Below are 14,594 nucleotides of genomic sequence, written 5' to 3'. Positions count from 1 at the left end.
ATAACAAAAAAATGAAAGACCTATTACGAAATAGTCTAGAGCAAAGTGGAAATTTAAGTTTTCAAGATATGATTTTACATATTCTTGTAGCAGCTTTATTGAGTGTAGTTATTTATGTTTCCTATGCTTATACGCATAGTGGAACTGCCTATAGTAAAAAGTTTAATGTTTCATTAATGACATTGACGGTCTTGACTGCAACAGTAATGACCGTTATTGGTAATAATGTAGCCTTGTCATTGGGTATGGTCGGTGCCTTGTCAGTTGTTCGTTTTAGGACAGCCATAAAAGATTCAAGAGATACAGTTTATATTTTTTGGACCATAGTTGTTGGTATCTGTTGTGGTGTCGGTGACTATGTGGTAGCTGCATTAGGAAGTAGCGTTATCTTTATCTTATTATGGGTTATGGGACGTGTTAAAAACGAGAATCGTATGTTATTGATTGTGAAGTGCGATAGAACACTAGAAGTTGATTTAGAAGGAATTTTCTTCCAATATTTTGACGGAAAAGCTGTTCAGCGTGTTAAAAATTCAACAACTAATACTATTGAAATGATTTTCGAAATCTCTAGAAAAGATTACGATAAGCAACTCCATGTAGATAATCAGTTAACTGAAAAAGTGTACCAATTGGGAAATATTGATTATTTCAACATTGTTAGCCAAAGCGACGAAATCAATGGGTAGACTTATGAGAGGGAAGGTTATTTACGGCACAACCCTTATAGGTCTTTTTCTATTCTTATTTTTCTATTTTTGGATTCCTAAGCATCACATCGAGAGAATACATCATCATCGTATAAAGCAGGTAGATGCGAAGAGTGATTTAACAGGATTTAAAACCCATTTGCCCATTATCAGCATTGATACAAAGCAACAAGTTATTCCTCTTGTTACAAAAGAAGGCGGAAAATATGTCAAAGCTAGGGATAATATTAATGTTGATATCGAATTACGGGATTCTCCAAGTAGATCACATCATTTATCAGAAAAGCCGAGAATTAGGACAAAAGGGTTAATATCATATAGAGGAAATTCCTCTCGTTACTTTGATAAGAAGTCATTGAAAGTTAAGTTTGTTACTAATAAGTTAAAGGAAAAGAAGCATCGATTAGCAGGAATGCCTAAAGAATCGGAGTGGGTATTGCATGGTCCCTTTCTAGACAGAACATTATTAAGAAATTATCTGAGTTATAATATTGCTGGTGAGATTATGTCCTATGCCCCAAACGTTCGCTACTGTGAGTTATTTGTCAATGGTGAATATCAGGGAGTATATCTAGCAGTTGAGAATATCGAACAAGGTGAGCAACGAGTTCCCATTGAAAAAAGTGATAAAAAGTTGCATAAAACACCTTATATCGTTGCTTGGGATCGTGAACATAAGGCAAAGCAAAAGTTAGATAACTATGTACATTATACACACCAGTCTGGTATCTCAGCTCTTGATGTGAAATATCCAGGTAAACAAAGATTGACATCAAAACAATTAGAGTTTATTAATAAGGACATCAATCATATTGAAAAAGTCCTTTATTCTTATGATTTTTCACAATATCCTAAATATATTGATAGAGAATCATTTGCAAATTATTTTGTCATCAATGAATTTTTTAGAAATGTGGATGCGGGTAAATTTTCAACCTATCTATATAAAGATCTTCGTGATAGAGCAAAACTAGTAGTTTGGGATTTTAATAATGCTTTTGATAATCAAATTGAAGGACGTGTTGATGAGGCAGATTTTACCTTGACGGATGCACCGTGGTTCAATATGCTCATTAAGGACAAAGCATTTATAGACCTGGTTGTTCATCGCTATAAAGAATTACGAAAGGGAGTTCTAGCGACAGAATATTTATCTAATTACATAGACGAGACAAGGCATTTTTTAGGTCCAGCTATTGATCGAAATTATAAAAAATGGGGCTATGTCTTTGATTTAAAGAATACTGATCCAAGGAATTATTTGATTCCTACTGAACGCAATGTGACAAGTTATCACAAATCAGTAGAACAATTAAAAGATTTTATCAAAAAGCGTGGCAGATGGATGGATAGAAATATTGAGACCTTGTATCAATATAGTGCACCATCGAAAAATACTAATACTTTACTGGAGTAGAACATTATGAAAAAATATCTAAGTATTGTAGCCCTTTTAACTATTTTGTTTAGCTCTATTTATTATTTGTATTACTTTGATGGTAGTTTGTATTTACCAAAGGGCTTATTAAAAGAAAATACAAGAACTAACTTTGTTGTTAAAGGTGATACTGTACTTCACAAGCCCACCAATAAACCTTTTGTTGTTAAAGGAGTAGACGTTGAGTCTTCCTTAGCGGGTTATCATCACAACGATTTTCCTATTACTCAAAAAACGTATCGTGAATGGTTCCATTTAATTTCCAACATGGGGGCAAATACTGTAAGAGTCAAGGTACCGATGAATGTTGCATTTTACGATGCCTTATATCACCACAACAAAGCATCAAAGAGGCCACTGTATTTGTTGCAAGGAATACGTATAGATTCTTATCGCAATAATGCTTCTATAACAGCTTTTAATGATAATTATAGGGGGTATTTAAAACGAGAAGCAAAAGGCGTTGTGGATATTCTCCATGGGCGTAAGCAAGTATGGAATACTGATTTGGGTAGCCGTCATTATCATTATGATCTTAGTCCTTGGGTACTTGGTTATGTCGTAGGGGATGATTGGAATAGTGGTACTGTCGCTTATACTAATCATCAAGAGAAAAAAACGCAATATAAAGGACGTTATTTTAAAACTTCTGTGGCAGCTAATCCATTTGAGGTCATGCTAGCTCAAGTAATGGATGAATTGACACATTATGAGACAGCTAAATATGGTTGGCAACATTTGATTAGTTTTTCAAACTCACCAACAACAGACCCTTTTCATTATCGAAAACCATTTGAGGCACAGGCTCCTAAATACGTACAACTAAATGTAGAAAATATTCAAGCTAATTCAAATGTTAAAGCAGGTATGTTTGCAGCATATAAAGCTATTGATTTCCATCCTCGATACAAGGATTATCTATTATTTGATAAAGAGAATATCAGTAAAGAAGATAGACAAAAGATTAAAGAACTTTCTTTGTCACAGGGATACGTTAAACTGCTAAATGCTTATCACAAAATCCCTGTTCTAGTCACGGGTTATGGCTATTCGACAGCGAGAGGTATTGCCCAAAAAGAAATTGATAAACGTCCTCTGCCGATTAATGAAAAAGAACAAGGTCAGCGTTTACTAGAAGATTATGAATCTTTTATATCATCCGGTAGTTTTGGAGCGACTATCAATGCATGGCAAGACGATTGGAATGCAAGGGCGTGGAATACATCTTTCGCCACAAATAAACATAGTCAATTCCTATGGGGGGATGCACAAGTATTTAATCAAGGTTATGGTTTATTAGGCTTTAAAAACGCAAAACATCATTATCAAGTTGATGGTAAAAGAGGCAAAGGAGAGTGGAAACATCCTCTGATGACTAGTGCAACAGGAGATGACTTATATGCTAGCAGTGATGAAAGCTATCTCTACCTTGCGATTAAAACAAAACCTGAAAAACTAAAAGAAAAACGATTATTACCAATAGATATTACACCAAAATCTGGTAGTAGAAAAATGAATGGTAGTAAGGTCACATTTTCTAAATCTAGTGACTTTGTATTGTCTATTGATCCAAATGGCAAGTCTGAATTATTTGTCCAAGAGCGCTATAATGCCTTAAAAGCGAACTATCTTCGACAGCTTAACGGTAAAGATTTTTATGCTTTCCCACCAAAGAAGAACAGTAGTAATTTTGAGCAGATAAATATGGTATTGAGAAATACAAAGATTGTTGAAGACATGGAAAAAGTAAAAGCAACAGAGAGGTTCTTACCAACTCATCCTACTGGTCTTCTCAAAACAGGAACAACTGATAGGCACCAAAAAACATTTGATTCACAAACAGATATTTCGTTTGGAAAGGACTTTATAGAGGTCAGAATTCCGTGGCAGTTGTTGAATTTTTCTGATCCATCATCTCAAAAAATTCACGATGATTACTTTAAACATTATGGTGTGAAGGAGTTAGAAATTGAGAGCATTGCTTTAGGATTAGGTGCTAATAGCAAAGAAAACACACTGATAAAGATGGCAGATTATCGTTTGAAAAATTGGGAGAGACCCGATACCAAAACCTTTTTAAAAGACTCCTATTATAGTATTAAGAAAGAATGGTCTAAAGAAAGAGAGAGAACATATGGTACATAATATTTTATATTTTTACATTTTGATTTGCTTAGCAATTATTGTTTTTAACATTCACTATATCTTAAGACAACGATTAGATAAGCTTAGTTGGCTTCGTATTCGGAAAAAGGATATAAATATCAAATAAAGGGGATTTTCTATGGCATTATTTTTTACCTTCCTAAAGGTATCTCAAGTCATTTTCTTAGTATTATTGATTGCCTATGCCAGCTTTTTAGTGATTTCATTAGTCATTGGAGGTGTTCATCTCTATGAAAAAAATGAGCGCAAAAAAAGTTTAACTAGAAATAAAGAAAAAATTCCAATTTCAATTATTGTACCAGCCTATAATGAATCAACAACCATTGTGAGTTCGATTGATTCGTTATTGCACCTTGATTATGAAGCGTATGAAATTATCGTTGTGGATGACGGTTCCAGTGACAATACTTCAGATGTTCTCAAGGAAGAGTTTGCATTAATGAAAATCTCGAATACGATTGATTCAATTATTGCTACTCAAACTTGTAAAGATGTCTTTCAGAGACAGGTTGGTAAGGTTAAACTGACACTCATTGTTAAAGAAAATGGTGGCAAAGGGGATGCCTTAAATATGGGGATCAATGCTGCTAATTACGATTATTTTCTATGTCTAGATGCAGATTCTATGTTGCAGGTAGATTCTTTGAGTCAAATTAGCAAATCCATACAGGTAGATCCGACGGTTATAGCAGTGGGAGGGCTCGTCCAAGTTGCCCAAGGTGTTAAGATTGAGCAGGGGAAAGTAGCATCTTATCGTTTGCCTTGGAGAATTATTCCTTGTGCACAAGCACTTGAGTATGATTCATCATTTTTAGGAGCTCGAATCTTTTTAGACTATTTAAGAGCTAATTTAATTATTTCGGGGGCTTTCGGTCTTTTTAAGAAAGACCTTGTTAAAGCGGTGGGAGGATATGACACCCAGACTCTAGGAGAAGATATGGAGTTGGTGATGAAATTACATTTCTTCTGTCGTAATAATAATATTCCTTATCGTATTTGTTATGAAACAGATGCTGTTTGTTGGAGTCAAGCACCAACGAATTTAGGGGATTTACGTAAACAGAGACGCCGATGGTATCTTGGCTTGTACCAATGTTTAAAAAAATATAAAAGTATTTTTGCCAATTATCGCTTTGGAGCTGTAGGATCAATTTCTTATATTTACTATATTTTATTTGAATTACTGACCCCTTTTATAGAATGTTTTGGTATTGTCATTATATTTTTGTCCTTATTATTTAATCAATTAAACATCCCATTCTTTATATCATTGGTGAGCCTTTATATCTTTTACTGTGTTTTAATTACATTAAGCTCTTTCTTACACCGTATTTATTCTCAGCAACTAGTAATAGGAATTTTAGATATTGTTAAAGTATTTTATATTGCTGTTTTTAGGTATCTTATCCTACATCCTGTATTAACTTTTGTTAAGGTTGCAAGTGTTATTGGCTATAAAAATAAAAAAATGGTTTGGGGGCATATTACGAGAGAGAAACAAATGAAGGATTTTGAAACAAGTGTTACTTAGAAGTTATAGCGATTCATATATATAAAATAATCACTAAAAGAGCGTAATTATCTACGCTCTTTTAGTGATTATCAATAATTGGCCTAATCTGAGGTTAATGTTTAAAACCATCTAAAATTTTAGAAATATAATGATAAATGAGAACCAGAACTGTTCAAAATAAAAATTAATATCACGAAAATGGTATAATTGGAGTAGTTATCAGGCAGTTAATAATAATTTTTGAAAGGATTTTAGTTATGGCTTGCATAATCAGGAGAGCAAGATTAGGAGATGAAGTCAATTTAGCTTATATTCAAACGGAGAGCTGGAAAGCTGCTTTTGGTAAGATACTACCTGAGGATATCATTCAAAAAACTACGGAAATAGAACCTGCCATAACAATGTATCAACAGCTACTACACAAGGAGGTTGGTAAGGGGTATATATTGGAAGTAGATAGCAATCCTCATTGTATGGCTTGGTGGGATAAAAGTAGAGAAGATGGTATGCTTGATTATGCAGAACTCATTTGTATACATAGTCTTAAAGAAGGTTGGGGAAAAGGTTATGGGTCTCAAATGATGAATCATGTACTATCAGAGATACAACAAGCAGGTTATAATAAAGTGATACTTTGGGTATTTACAGAAAATACACGCGCAAGGAAATTTTACGATAGGTTTGGTTTTTCTTTTAAGGGTAAATCAAAAACTTATTTTGAAAAGGAAGAAATGTGTTATGAGAAGATTTTGCACTAGCGAGATAAAGCATCCGATAATACAATAGTATAAACATCCTATTTTGAAAAACAATTTCCTTTAAGGGGAACAAATTTGTAAAAGAAAATTGTTATAGGTATAATGAAGATTATGAAGGTAAAATTTTTTGAGTGAAAAACAGTGTATCAATTTTAGGTTCTCTAGTCTACAAATAGTTATGCTAACTCTATGGAAGAATGGAGAAAATTACGAATGATTTTGAAAAAGTTATAGCTGTGCTAAATCAACTAAGTATTTCTTATGAATTAGTGGAAAATGGACCTGTTTTGTTGACGGAGCAAGCAGATAACTTTATTGTGGGAATTGAAGGAGTAAGAACAAAAATAATGTTCTTGACCAACAAGAAAAAGACGAAATATTATTTACTAATAATGGATGACCAGAAACTATTTTATCCTATGAAAACAATAGTAGCCTTTAGATGAACTAAAAGGCGAAGAAACTTTAAATTATGATTTTAAATAAGCAATAAACCTTGATATATCAATGGTTAAAGACAATAAAGGAGAACAATATGACATTTGAAGAAATTTTACCAGGTTTAAAAGCAAAGAAAAAATATGTACGTACAGGTTGGGGGGGCGCTGAAAATTATGTTCAGTTATTTGATACCCTTGAAGTTAATGGGAAAGTACTACAGGCTACACCTTATTTTCTTATTAATGTTACTGGTGAAGGTGAAGGTTTTTCCATGTGGGCACCAACACCATGTGATGTTTTAGCAGAGGATTGGATCGAGGTCAATGACTAAAGTTGTTTTAGTGACGGGCTGTGCTAGTGGAATTGGTTATGCACAGGCTCAATATTTTTTGAAACAAGGGTATCAAGTATATGGTGTGGATAAGTCGGATAAACCGAACTTAAATGGTAATTTTAACTTTATAAAGTTGGATTTATCCTCTGATTTATCCCCACTATTCACAATGGTACCGACTGTTGATATTTTGTGTAATACTGCAGGTATTCTAGATGCCTACAAGCCACTTCTAGAAGTAAGTGATGAAGAACTGGAACACCTATTTGATATTAATTTTTTCGTGACTGTTAGGCTAACACGTCATTATCTTAGACGTATGGTGGAAAAGAAGTCAGGTATTATTATCAATATGTGCTCAATAGCAAGTTTTATAGCGGGTGGCGGTGGAGCTGCATATACTAGTTCTAAACATGCCCTTGCGGGATTCACACGTCAATTGGCTTTGGATTACGCAAAAGATTGTATTCAAATTTTTGGTATAGCGCCAGGTGCTGTACAAACTGCTATGACTGCTAGTGATTTTGAACCTGGTGGATTAGCAGAATGGGTAGCTAGTGAGACGCCAATTGGTCGTTGGACTAAACCAAGTGAAGTTGCTGAATTAACTGGATTTCTTGCTTCAGGAAAAGCGAGATCAATGCAAGGTGAAATTGTCAAAATTGATGGTGGCTGGAGTTTGAAATGAGAAAATAGATTGAATTTGGTTGTGGTAATACTTGGTTATTACGTACGGAATTTGAAGCATCTGATGGTACTGAGCGGGAAGTTAAAGGAATATCAGGTGATATTTTAATAAAATCTGTTTATTTACGTGTTTGGATTGGTCAAACTGTTTATATTTTAGATGTTAAAGAAGGATTTAAAAGACAAAGAAAAATGAGTAACGCAGTTAAGTTTGTTGTGGGAATTGCTTCGGAGGTAATATGAAGGCACAAGAATTATGGAATAAGTTTAAATCTTTGAATCCTTCAATCGGTGATGAGATAGACGCATGGCAATTTGGAGCAGAACCAGATCTTCTGGCAAAGTTAGTTGTAGATGGGACAAAAACTGCAACGGCCTCTGCCTATGATTTATATGAATTAGATGAGGAAGGGTTACACAAGTTGGTTCATATGATATTATTTTGGATAGCAATGATGAAGCTATCTGTATTATTGAAATAACTAAAGTTGATATTGTCCCTTTTAAAGATGTCTCTGCAGACCATGCTTTTAAAGAAGGAGAAGGAGATAAAACTTTAGAATGGTGGAGAAAAGCTCACATTGATTTCTTTAAACCTTATTTTGAGGAGTTTGGTTTAATGTTTAGTGAGGACTCTAGGATAGTTTTAGAGGAATTCCAAGTGGTTTACCCAAAGGAGATTAACGAATGAAATTAGCGGTTTTGGGGACAGGTATGATTGTTAAGGAAGTTTTGCCTGTCTTGCAGAAAATTGAAGGTATTGATCTAGTTGCTATCTTATCAACAGTTAGAAGTTTGGAGACAGCTAAAGATCTAGCTAAGGAATATAACATGTCTCTAGCTACGAGTGAATATAAGGCTGTCTTGGACAATGAGGAGATTGACACAGTCTATATTGGACTGCCGAATCACTTGCATTTTGACTATGCTAAGGAGGCACTCTTGGCAGGAAAACATGTCATTTGTGAGAAGCCATTTACATTAGAAGCAAGTCAATTAGAAGAACTTGTATCTATTGCCAATACTAGGCAACTAATATTACTCGAAGCAATTACAAATCAATATTTACCTAATTTTGACCTTGTAAAAGAACATTTAAGCAACCTTGGAGATATTAAAATTGTAGAATGTAATTATTCCCAATATTCATCGCGTTATGATGCCTTTAAACGTGGGGAAATAGCACCAGCTTTCAATCCTGAAATGGGTGGAGGTGCGTTGAGAGACCTTAATATTTATAATTTACATTTAGTAATTGGACTTTTTGGAGAACCTATAACAGCACAGTATTTACCAAATATAGAGCGTGGTATTGATACTTCAGGAGTTCTAGTCCTAGACTATGGGCACTTTAAAACAGTCTGTATTGGAGCAAAAGATTGTAGTGCAGAAGTAAAATCTACTATTCAAGGTGATAAGGGGTCTATAGCGATTTTAGGGCCAACTAATACTATGCCTAAAATTTCATTAACTATGAATGGACAAGAAAGTCATGTTTATCAATTAAATGGTGATAGGCACCGCATGCACGATGAATTTGTTATTTTTGAAGGTATTATTAGCAATTTAGATTTTAAGCGTGCTGCTCAAGCTTTAGAACATAGTAGAACGGTGATGAAAGTTCTAGATATGGTAACGAAATAAGTAAATGACTCTTTTGAGTCATTTTTTACTTATTTTAAATACTGTATGTTATACTAATTAGTAATAAAACCGAAAGTGAGATAATAAAATGATTTCATCAATTGGACAGGTAATGCTCTACGTTAGCAATGTTGAAGCATCAGCAGATTTTTGGAAAAACAAGGTGGGTTTTGAGCGTGTTGAAAAACAGACACAAGGAGATTATGTAACCTATATAGTTGCACCGAAGTTGGATAGTGAAGTTAGCTTCGTCTTACATGACAAAGCAATTATAGCTCAAATGAGTCCTGAGCTAGATTTAGCAACTCCCTCTATTTTATTTGAAACTACTGATATTGACAGTACATATCAAGAATTAACAGCAAATGAGGTTATGACAAATCCTATTGTTGATATGGGAGTATGAGAGTTTTTAATTTTTCCGATAATGACAATAATTACTTTGCAATCCGTGAAGTAAAATAAAAAGGAGAACTTATGGTTAAAGCACTAGAAACATACATCGTAACAAATGGAAATGGGCGACAAGCGGTTGATTTTTATAAAGATGTCTTTCAAGCGGATTTAGTGAATATGATGACATGGGAAGAGATGGACCCCAACTGTCTTGAAGACCGCAAGGATTTAATCATTAATGCTCAGCTTATTTTTGATGGCATTCGTCTTCAAATCTCGGATGAAAATCCAGATTTCGTGTATCAAGCTGGTAAAAATGTTACAGCCGCTATTATTGTGGGTAGCGTAGAGGAGGCGCGTGAAATTTATGAAAAATTAAAGAAGAGTGCACAAGAAGTTCAGTTAGAGTTACAAGAAACTTTCTGGAGTCCTGCTTACGCAAACTTAGTAGACCAATTTGGTGTGATGTGGCAAATTTCAACAGAGTTAAACTAATCGTTTTTACCATCTGAGCATTGCAATGATAGATTTATAAAAATACTGATTGCAAACAGAGAAGAAAAAATTAACGGATTTCATGTATTGAATAGCTACCAAAAGGTAGCTATTTTATTCCTAATTGAAGTAAGCTATTTTAGCTAAAGTCTATTGTAATAGGGATTTAAAGGGGTATTAGTGATAAGTTGAAGGCATTATGATATAATAGGTTGAATTATATTCAGAGATAGAGGAATTAATATGTCAAATTATGCCATTATTTTAGCTGCGGGTAAGGGAACTCGCATGAAATCTGATTTACCAAAAGTTATGCATAAAGTATCTGGTATTACCATGCTTGAGCATGTTTTCCGTAGTGTGCAAGCTATTGAGCCAAGTAAAATTGTTACTGTTATTGGACATAAGGCGGAGCTTGTACGTGATGTTTTAGGTGACAAATCAGAGTTTGTAATGCAAACAGAACAGCTAGGAACTGGCCATGCTGTAATGATGGCGGAAGAAGAATTAGCGACATCAAAAGGACATACACTAGTTATTGCAGGTGATACACCCCTGATTACTGGAGAAAGTTTAAAAAACTTAATTGATTTTCATGTCAATCATAAAAACGTTGCAACAATCTTAACAGCCGATGCTGCAAATCCATTTGGATATGGTCGTATTATCCGTAATTCAGATGATGAAGTTACTAAAATTGTAGAACAAAAGGATGCTAATGACTTTGAGCAGCAGGTTAAAGAGATTAATACTGGAACTTATGTTTTTGATAATCAAAGTCTATTTGAAGCACTTAAAGACATTAATACAAATAACGCTCAAGGAGAGTATTATCTAACTGATGTTATTGGAATTTTCAAAGAAGCGGGTAAAAAGGTAGGTGCCTATAAACTTCGTGACTTTGACGAAAGTCTAGGAGTTAATGATCGTGTAGCACTTGCAACTGCTGAAAAAGTGATGCGTCACCGAATTGCACGTCAACATATGGTTAATGGGGTCACAGTGGTTAATCCTGATTCCGCTTATATTGATATTGATGTTGAGATTGGAGAAGAATCTGTAATTGAGCCTAATGTGACTTTAAAAGGACAGACGAAGATTGGTAAAGGTACTTTATTAACCAATGGTAGTTATTTAGTAGATGCTCAAGTCGGAAATGATGTTACCATCACTAATTCGATGGTTGAAGAATCCATTATTTCTGATGGAGTAACCGTAGGCCCTTATGCGCATATTAGACCAGGAACAAGTCTTGCAAAAGGTGTTCATATTGGTAATTTCGTTGAAGTAAAGGGTTCTCAAATAGGTGAGAATACGAAGGCAGGTCATTTAACTTATATCGGCAATGCAGAGGTAGGTTGTGATGTTAACTTTGGCGCAGGGACGATTACTGTCAATTATGATGGACAAAATAAATTTAAAACAGAAATCGGAAGTAATGTCTTTATCGGAAGTAATTCTACTCTGATTGCACCACTTGAAATTGGTGATAATGCTTTAACAGCAGCTGGATCTACCATCACAGATAATGTTCCAATTGATAGCATAGCTATTGGAAGAGGACGTCAAGTCAATAAAGAAGGATATGCCAATAAAAAACCACATCATCCTTCACAAAAGTAACACTTATTTGGGAGGTTCTTATGGATTTTGAAGAAAAAACAATTAATCGTCAAACTGTTTTTGATGGACAAATTATCAAAGTAGCTGTTGATGATGTAGAGTTGCCAAATGGATTGGGACAATCCAAACGTGAACTTGTTTTTCATGGAGGAGCTGTTGCTACTTTGGCGGTAACTCCTGAGCATAAAATTGTTTTAGTGAAACAGTATCGTAAGGCTATTGAAGGTATTTCTTACGAAATTCCAGCAGGGAAACTTGAGACGGGTGAGTCAGGTTCTAAGGAAGAAGCTGCCCTTCGGGAATTAGAAGAAGAGACTGGCTACACAGGGAATCTTGAAATTCTTTATAGTTTCTACACTGCTATTGGTTTTTGTAATGAGAAAATCGTCCTCTATCTAGCTACTGATTTACAAAAAGTTGAAAATCCTAGGCCACAAGATGATGATGAGGTCCTTGAGCTTCTAGAGTTAAGTTATGAGGATTGTATGCAAATGGTAGAAAAAGGCATGATTCAAGATGCGAAAACGATCATTGCTTTACAATATTACGGTTTAAAAATGGGAGGTCATTCTTAATGGGAAAACCATTGTTAACAGATGATATGATTGAACGTTCAAATCGAGGTGAAAAAGTTTCAGGTCAAACAATCTTAGATCAAGAAACTAAAATTATTTCTACAGAAGATGGCATGGAGCAACTAACTGACGAGAACGGTAAACATATCTACAAGAGTCGCCGGATTGAGAATGCAAAACGAAATGAATTTCAACGTAAGTTGAATTTAGTTTTATTCATTTTGCTTATTTTGTTGGCTCTCTTGTTTTATGCAATTTTTAAATTATAAGGAAATATCATGAAAATTGGAATTATTGCAGCCATGGAGGAAGAGTTAAAACTCCTTGTGGAAAATCTTGAGGATAAATCTCAAGAGACAGTATTATCAAATGTATATTACAGTGGACGTTATGGTGAACATGAGCTTGTTTTAGTACAGTCTGGTGTTGGGAAAGTCATGTCAGCGATGAGTGTTGCTATTTTAGTAGAAAGCTTTAAAGTTGATGCTATTATTAATACAGGATCAGCTGGTGCAGTAGCAACAGGATTGAATGTAGGAGACGTCGTTGTCGCAGATACATTAGTTTATCACGATGTAGATTTAACCGCCTTTGGTTATGACTATGGACAAATGTCAATGCAGCCACTTTATTTTCATTCGGATAAGACTTTTGTTTCCACTTTTGAAGCAGTTTTATCTAAAGAAGAAATGATTAGTAAAGTTGGTTTAATTGCAACTGGGGATAGTTTTATTGCTGGCCAGGAAAAGATTGATGTTATTAAGGGGCATTTTCCACAGGTTTTAGCTGTCGAGATGGAAGGTGCAGCAATTGCCCAAGCTGCTCAAGCTACAGGAAAGCCCTTTGTGGTGGTACGTGCTATGAGTGATACTGCAGCTCATGATGCCAATATCACATTTGATGAATTTATCATTGAAGCTGGTAAACGCTCTGCCCAAGTATTAATGGCATTTTTGAAAGCATTATAAAAAAGCCCGTGTATCTAATGAATACACGGACTTTTTTATTTATGTAGCAGATACATATATTTGACTTGCGATACGCTCAGGGATTGTTAGATTTTCATCGTTATAGGTGATGTGATAAGTTTTTGCATAAGGGTCAATTTGTGTCAATTCAATGGTATCGTTGATATGCAAACGGTGTTGTTCTAGGTATTTCAGTAGCTGAAAATCATCATGAACACGACTGATAACATATGTGCCAAGCTGACTAATTTGGTCCAATGTCATTTGGTTAATTTCTACTAAAAACTCTCCCTTTTTAGGAATAGTCCCACCGTGTGGACAAAATTGTGGAAAGTCTAACAACTTTTCTAATTGATCAACAAAAGTTGTTGATACAGTATGTTCTAAAACTTCCGCTTCTTCATGAATATCATCAGCAGTATAGTGCAAATGGTTAACTAAAAATACCTCTACTAGACGATGTTTACGGTAAAGGTCAGAAACAACTAATAAACCTTGTTTGGTAAGATAATATCCTAAATCTTTATCTTTAACAATCAGTTGTTCACTTATCATTTTTTTAATCATTTCTGACACGGCAGGAGCCGAGACTTGCATCATTTCAGCGATTTTCTTATTGGAAATTTTGTTGTTTTTTTCACCTAATTCATGAATGCATTTTAGGTAATCTGCTTTATTTGGAGTCATATTCAGTCTTTCTTATACTTCTTAAAATCTATTTTTCTAAGACCATTATATCAAAAAATACTGAAAAAGTATTTGACAAATACTTTATAATAGGTTATGCTAATATCAAAATTAAGTTAACTTAATTTAATACATAACTTATATTAATTTTAAAAGGAG

The 14,594-nt window shown here is 34.4% G+C and carries 16 protein-coding genes and 2 pseudogenes; 17 read left to right on the top strand and 1 reads right to left on the bottom strand.

Going from position 1 to position 14,594, the window contains the following annotated elements:
- Positions 1-11 precede the first annotated feature (11 nt).
- From EGX96_RS01930 to EGX96_RS01845, 17 genes and pseudogenes are all read left to right on the top strand, one after another.
- Positions 12-689, top strand: coding sequence for a DUF4956 domain-containing protein (locus tag EGX96_RS01930; protein WP_000654037.1), 678 nt, complete (start codon positions 12-14; stop codon positions 687-689).
- Positions 682-2,127, top strand: coding sequence for a CotH kinase family protein (locus tag EGX96_RS01925; RefSeq protein ID WP_000533132.1), 1,446 nt, complete (start codon positions 682-684; stop codon positions 2,125-2,127). The genes EGX96_RS01930 and EGX96_RS01925 overlap by 8 nt, the downstream gene beginning before the upstream one ends.
- 6 nt (positions 2,128-2,133) lie before the next feature.
- Positions 2,134-4,293 (top strand): hypothetical protein, encoded by a 2,160-nt coding sequence (locus tag EGX96_RS01920; protein ID WP_000760433.1) that lies wholly within the window; start codon positions 2,134-2,136, stop codon positions 4,291-4,293.
- Between the two features lie 139 nt (positions 4,294-4,432).
- Positions 4,433-5,845: a glycosyltransferase family 2 protein gene (locus tag EGX96_RS01915; protein ID WP_001173123.1), complete on the top strand. Its 1,413-nt coding sequence runs from the start codon at positions 4,433-4,435 to the stop codon at positions 5,843-5,845.
- 239 nt (positions 5,846-6,084) lie between these two features.
- Positions 6,085-6,585 (top strand): GNAT family N-acetyltransferase, encoded by a 501-nt coding sequence (locus tag EGX96_RS01910; RefSeq protein WP_000752176.1) that lies wholly within the window; start codon positions 6,085-6,087, stop codon positions 6,583-6,585.
- A 197-nt stretch (positions 6,586-6,782) separates the two neighbouring features.
- On the top strand, positions 6,783-7,031 hold the full coding sequence (locus EGX96_RS01905) for an aminoacyl-tRNA synthetase (protein ID WP_000411787.1): 249 nt from the start codon (positions 6,783-6,785) through the stop codon (positions 7,029-7,031).
- An 89-nt stretch (positions 7,032-7,120) separates the two neighbouring features.
- Positions 7,121-7,357: a DUF2829 domain-containing protein gene (locus EGX96_RS01900; protein ID WP_000141918.1), complete on the top strand. Its 237-nt coding sequence runs from the start codon at positions 7,121-7,123 to the stop codon at positions 7,355-7,357.
- Positions 7,350-8,048: a 3-oxoacyl-ACP reductase gene (locus EGX96_RS01895; RefSeq protein WP_000170241.1), complete on the top strand. Its 699-nt coding sequence runs from the start codon at positions 7,350-7,352 to the stop codon at positions 8,046-8,048. Before EGX96_RS01900 ends, EGX96_RS01895 begins: the two co-directional genes overlap by 8 nt.
- Before the next feature lie 8 nt (positions 8,049-8,056).
- Positions 8,057-8,290 (top strand): DUF3977 family protein, encoded by a 234-nt coding sequence (locus EGX96_RS01890; RefSeq protein WP_079739338.1) that lies wholly within the window; start codon positions 8,057-8,059, stop codon positions 8,288-8,290.
- Positions 8,287-8,738 (top strand): annotated as a pseudogene (locus EGX96_RS01885) (ASCH domain-containing protein). The gene EGX96_RS01890 and the pseudogene EGX96_RS01885 overlap by 4 nt, the downstream one beginning before the upstream one ends.
- Positions 8,735-9,691, top strand: coding sequence for a Gfo/Idh/MocA family protein (locus EGX96_RS01880; RefSeq protein WP_000762189.1), 957 nt, complete (start codon positions 8,735-8,737; stop codon positions 9,689-9,691). The pseudogene EGX96_RS01885 and the gene EGX96_RS01880 overlap by 4 nt, the downstream one beginning before the upstream one ends.
- 88 nt (positions 9,692-9,779) lie before the next feature.
- Positions 9,780-10,156: pseudogene (locus EGX96_RS01875) on the top strand (VOC family protein).
- Between the two features lie 12 nt (positions 10,157-10,168).
- Entirely contained in the window at positions 10,169-10,582 is a 414-nt protein-coding gene (locus tag EGX96_RS01870; protein WP_000237569.1) for a VOC family protein, read from the top strand.
- A gap of 243 nt (positions 10,583-10,825) precedes the next feature.
- Positions 10,826-12,205 carry a bifunctional UDP-N-acetylglucosamine diphosphorylase/glucosamine-1-phosphate N-acetyltransferase GlmU gene (gene glmU / locus EGX96_RS01860; protein ID WP_000073770.1) on the top strand — a complete coding sequence of 460 codons (1,380 nt, stop codon included), beginning with the start codon at positions 10,826-10,828 and terminating at the stop codon, positions 12,203-12,205.
- A gap of 20 nt (positions 12,206-12,225) precedes the next feature.
- On the top strand, positions 12,226-12,780 hold the full coding sequence (locus EGX96_RS01855) for an NUDIX domain-containing protein (protein WP_000344991.1): 555 nt from the start codon (positions 12,226-12,228) through the stop codon (positions 12,778-12,780).
- Positions 12,780-13,049 carry a cell wall synthase accessory phosphoprotein MacP gene (gene macP, locus EGX96_RS01850; protein WP_000517852.1) on the top strand — a complete coding sequence of 90 codons (270 nt, stop codon included), beginning with the start codon at positions 12,780-12,782 and terminating at the stop codon, positions 13,047-13,049. Before EGX96_RS01855 ends, macP begins: the two co-directional genes overlap by 1 nt.
- A gap of 9 nt (positions 13,050-13,058) precedes the next feature.
- Positions 13,059-13,748 carry a 5'-methylthioadenosine/adenosylhomocysteine nucleosidase gene (locus EGX96_RS01845; protein WP_000689757.1) on the top strand — a complete coding sequence of 230 codons (690 nt, stop codon included), beginning with the start codon at positions 13,059-13,061 and terminating at the stop codon, positions 13,746-13,748.
- 39 nt (positions 13,749-13,787) lie between these two features.
- Here EGX96_RS01845 and EGX96_RS01840 read toward each other — a convergent pair whose 3' ends face one another.
- Positions 13,788-14,435, bottom strand: a complete 648-nt coding sequence (locus EGX96_RS01840) for a metal-dependent transcriptional regulator (RefSeq protein ID WP_000188485.1) — start codon at positions 14,433-14,435, stop codon at positions 13,788-13,790.
- Positions 14,436-14,594 lie beyond the last annotated feature (159 nt).

The organism is Streptococcus sp. FDAARGOS_520 (assembly GCF_003812685.1).
In the GTDB taxonomy this organism is placed as follows: Bacteria; Bacillota; Bacilli; order Lactobacillales; family Streptococcaceae; genus Streptococcus; species Streptococcus agalactiae.
Note: the sequence above shows the minus strand (reverse complement) of the source record. Positions and strands in the feature narration are given on the sequence as shown.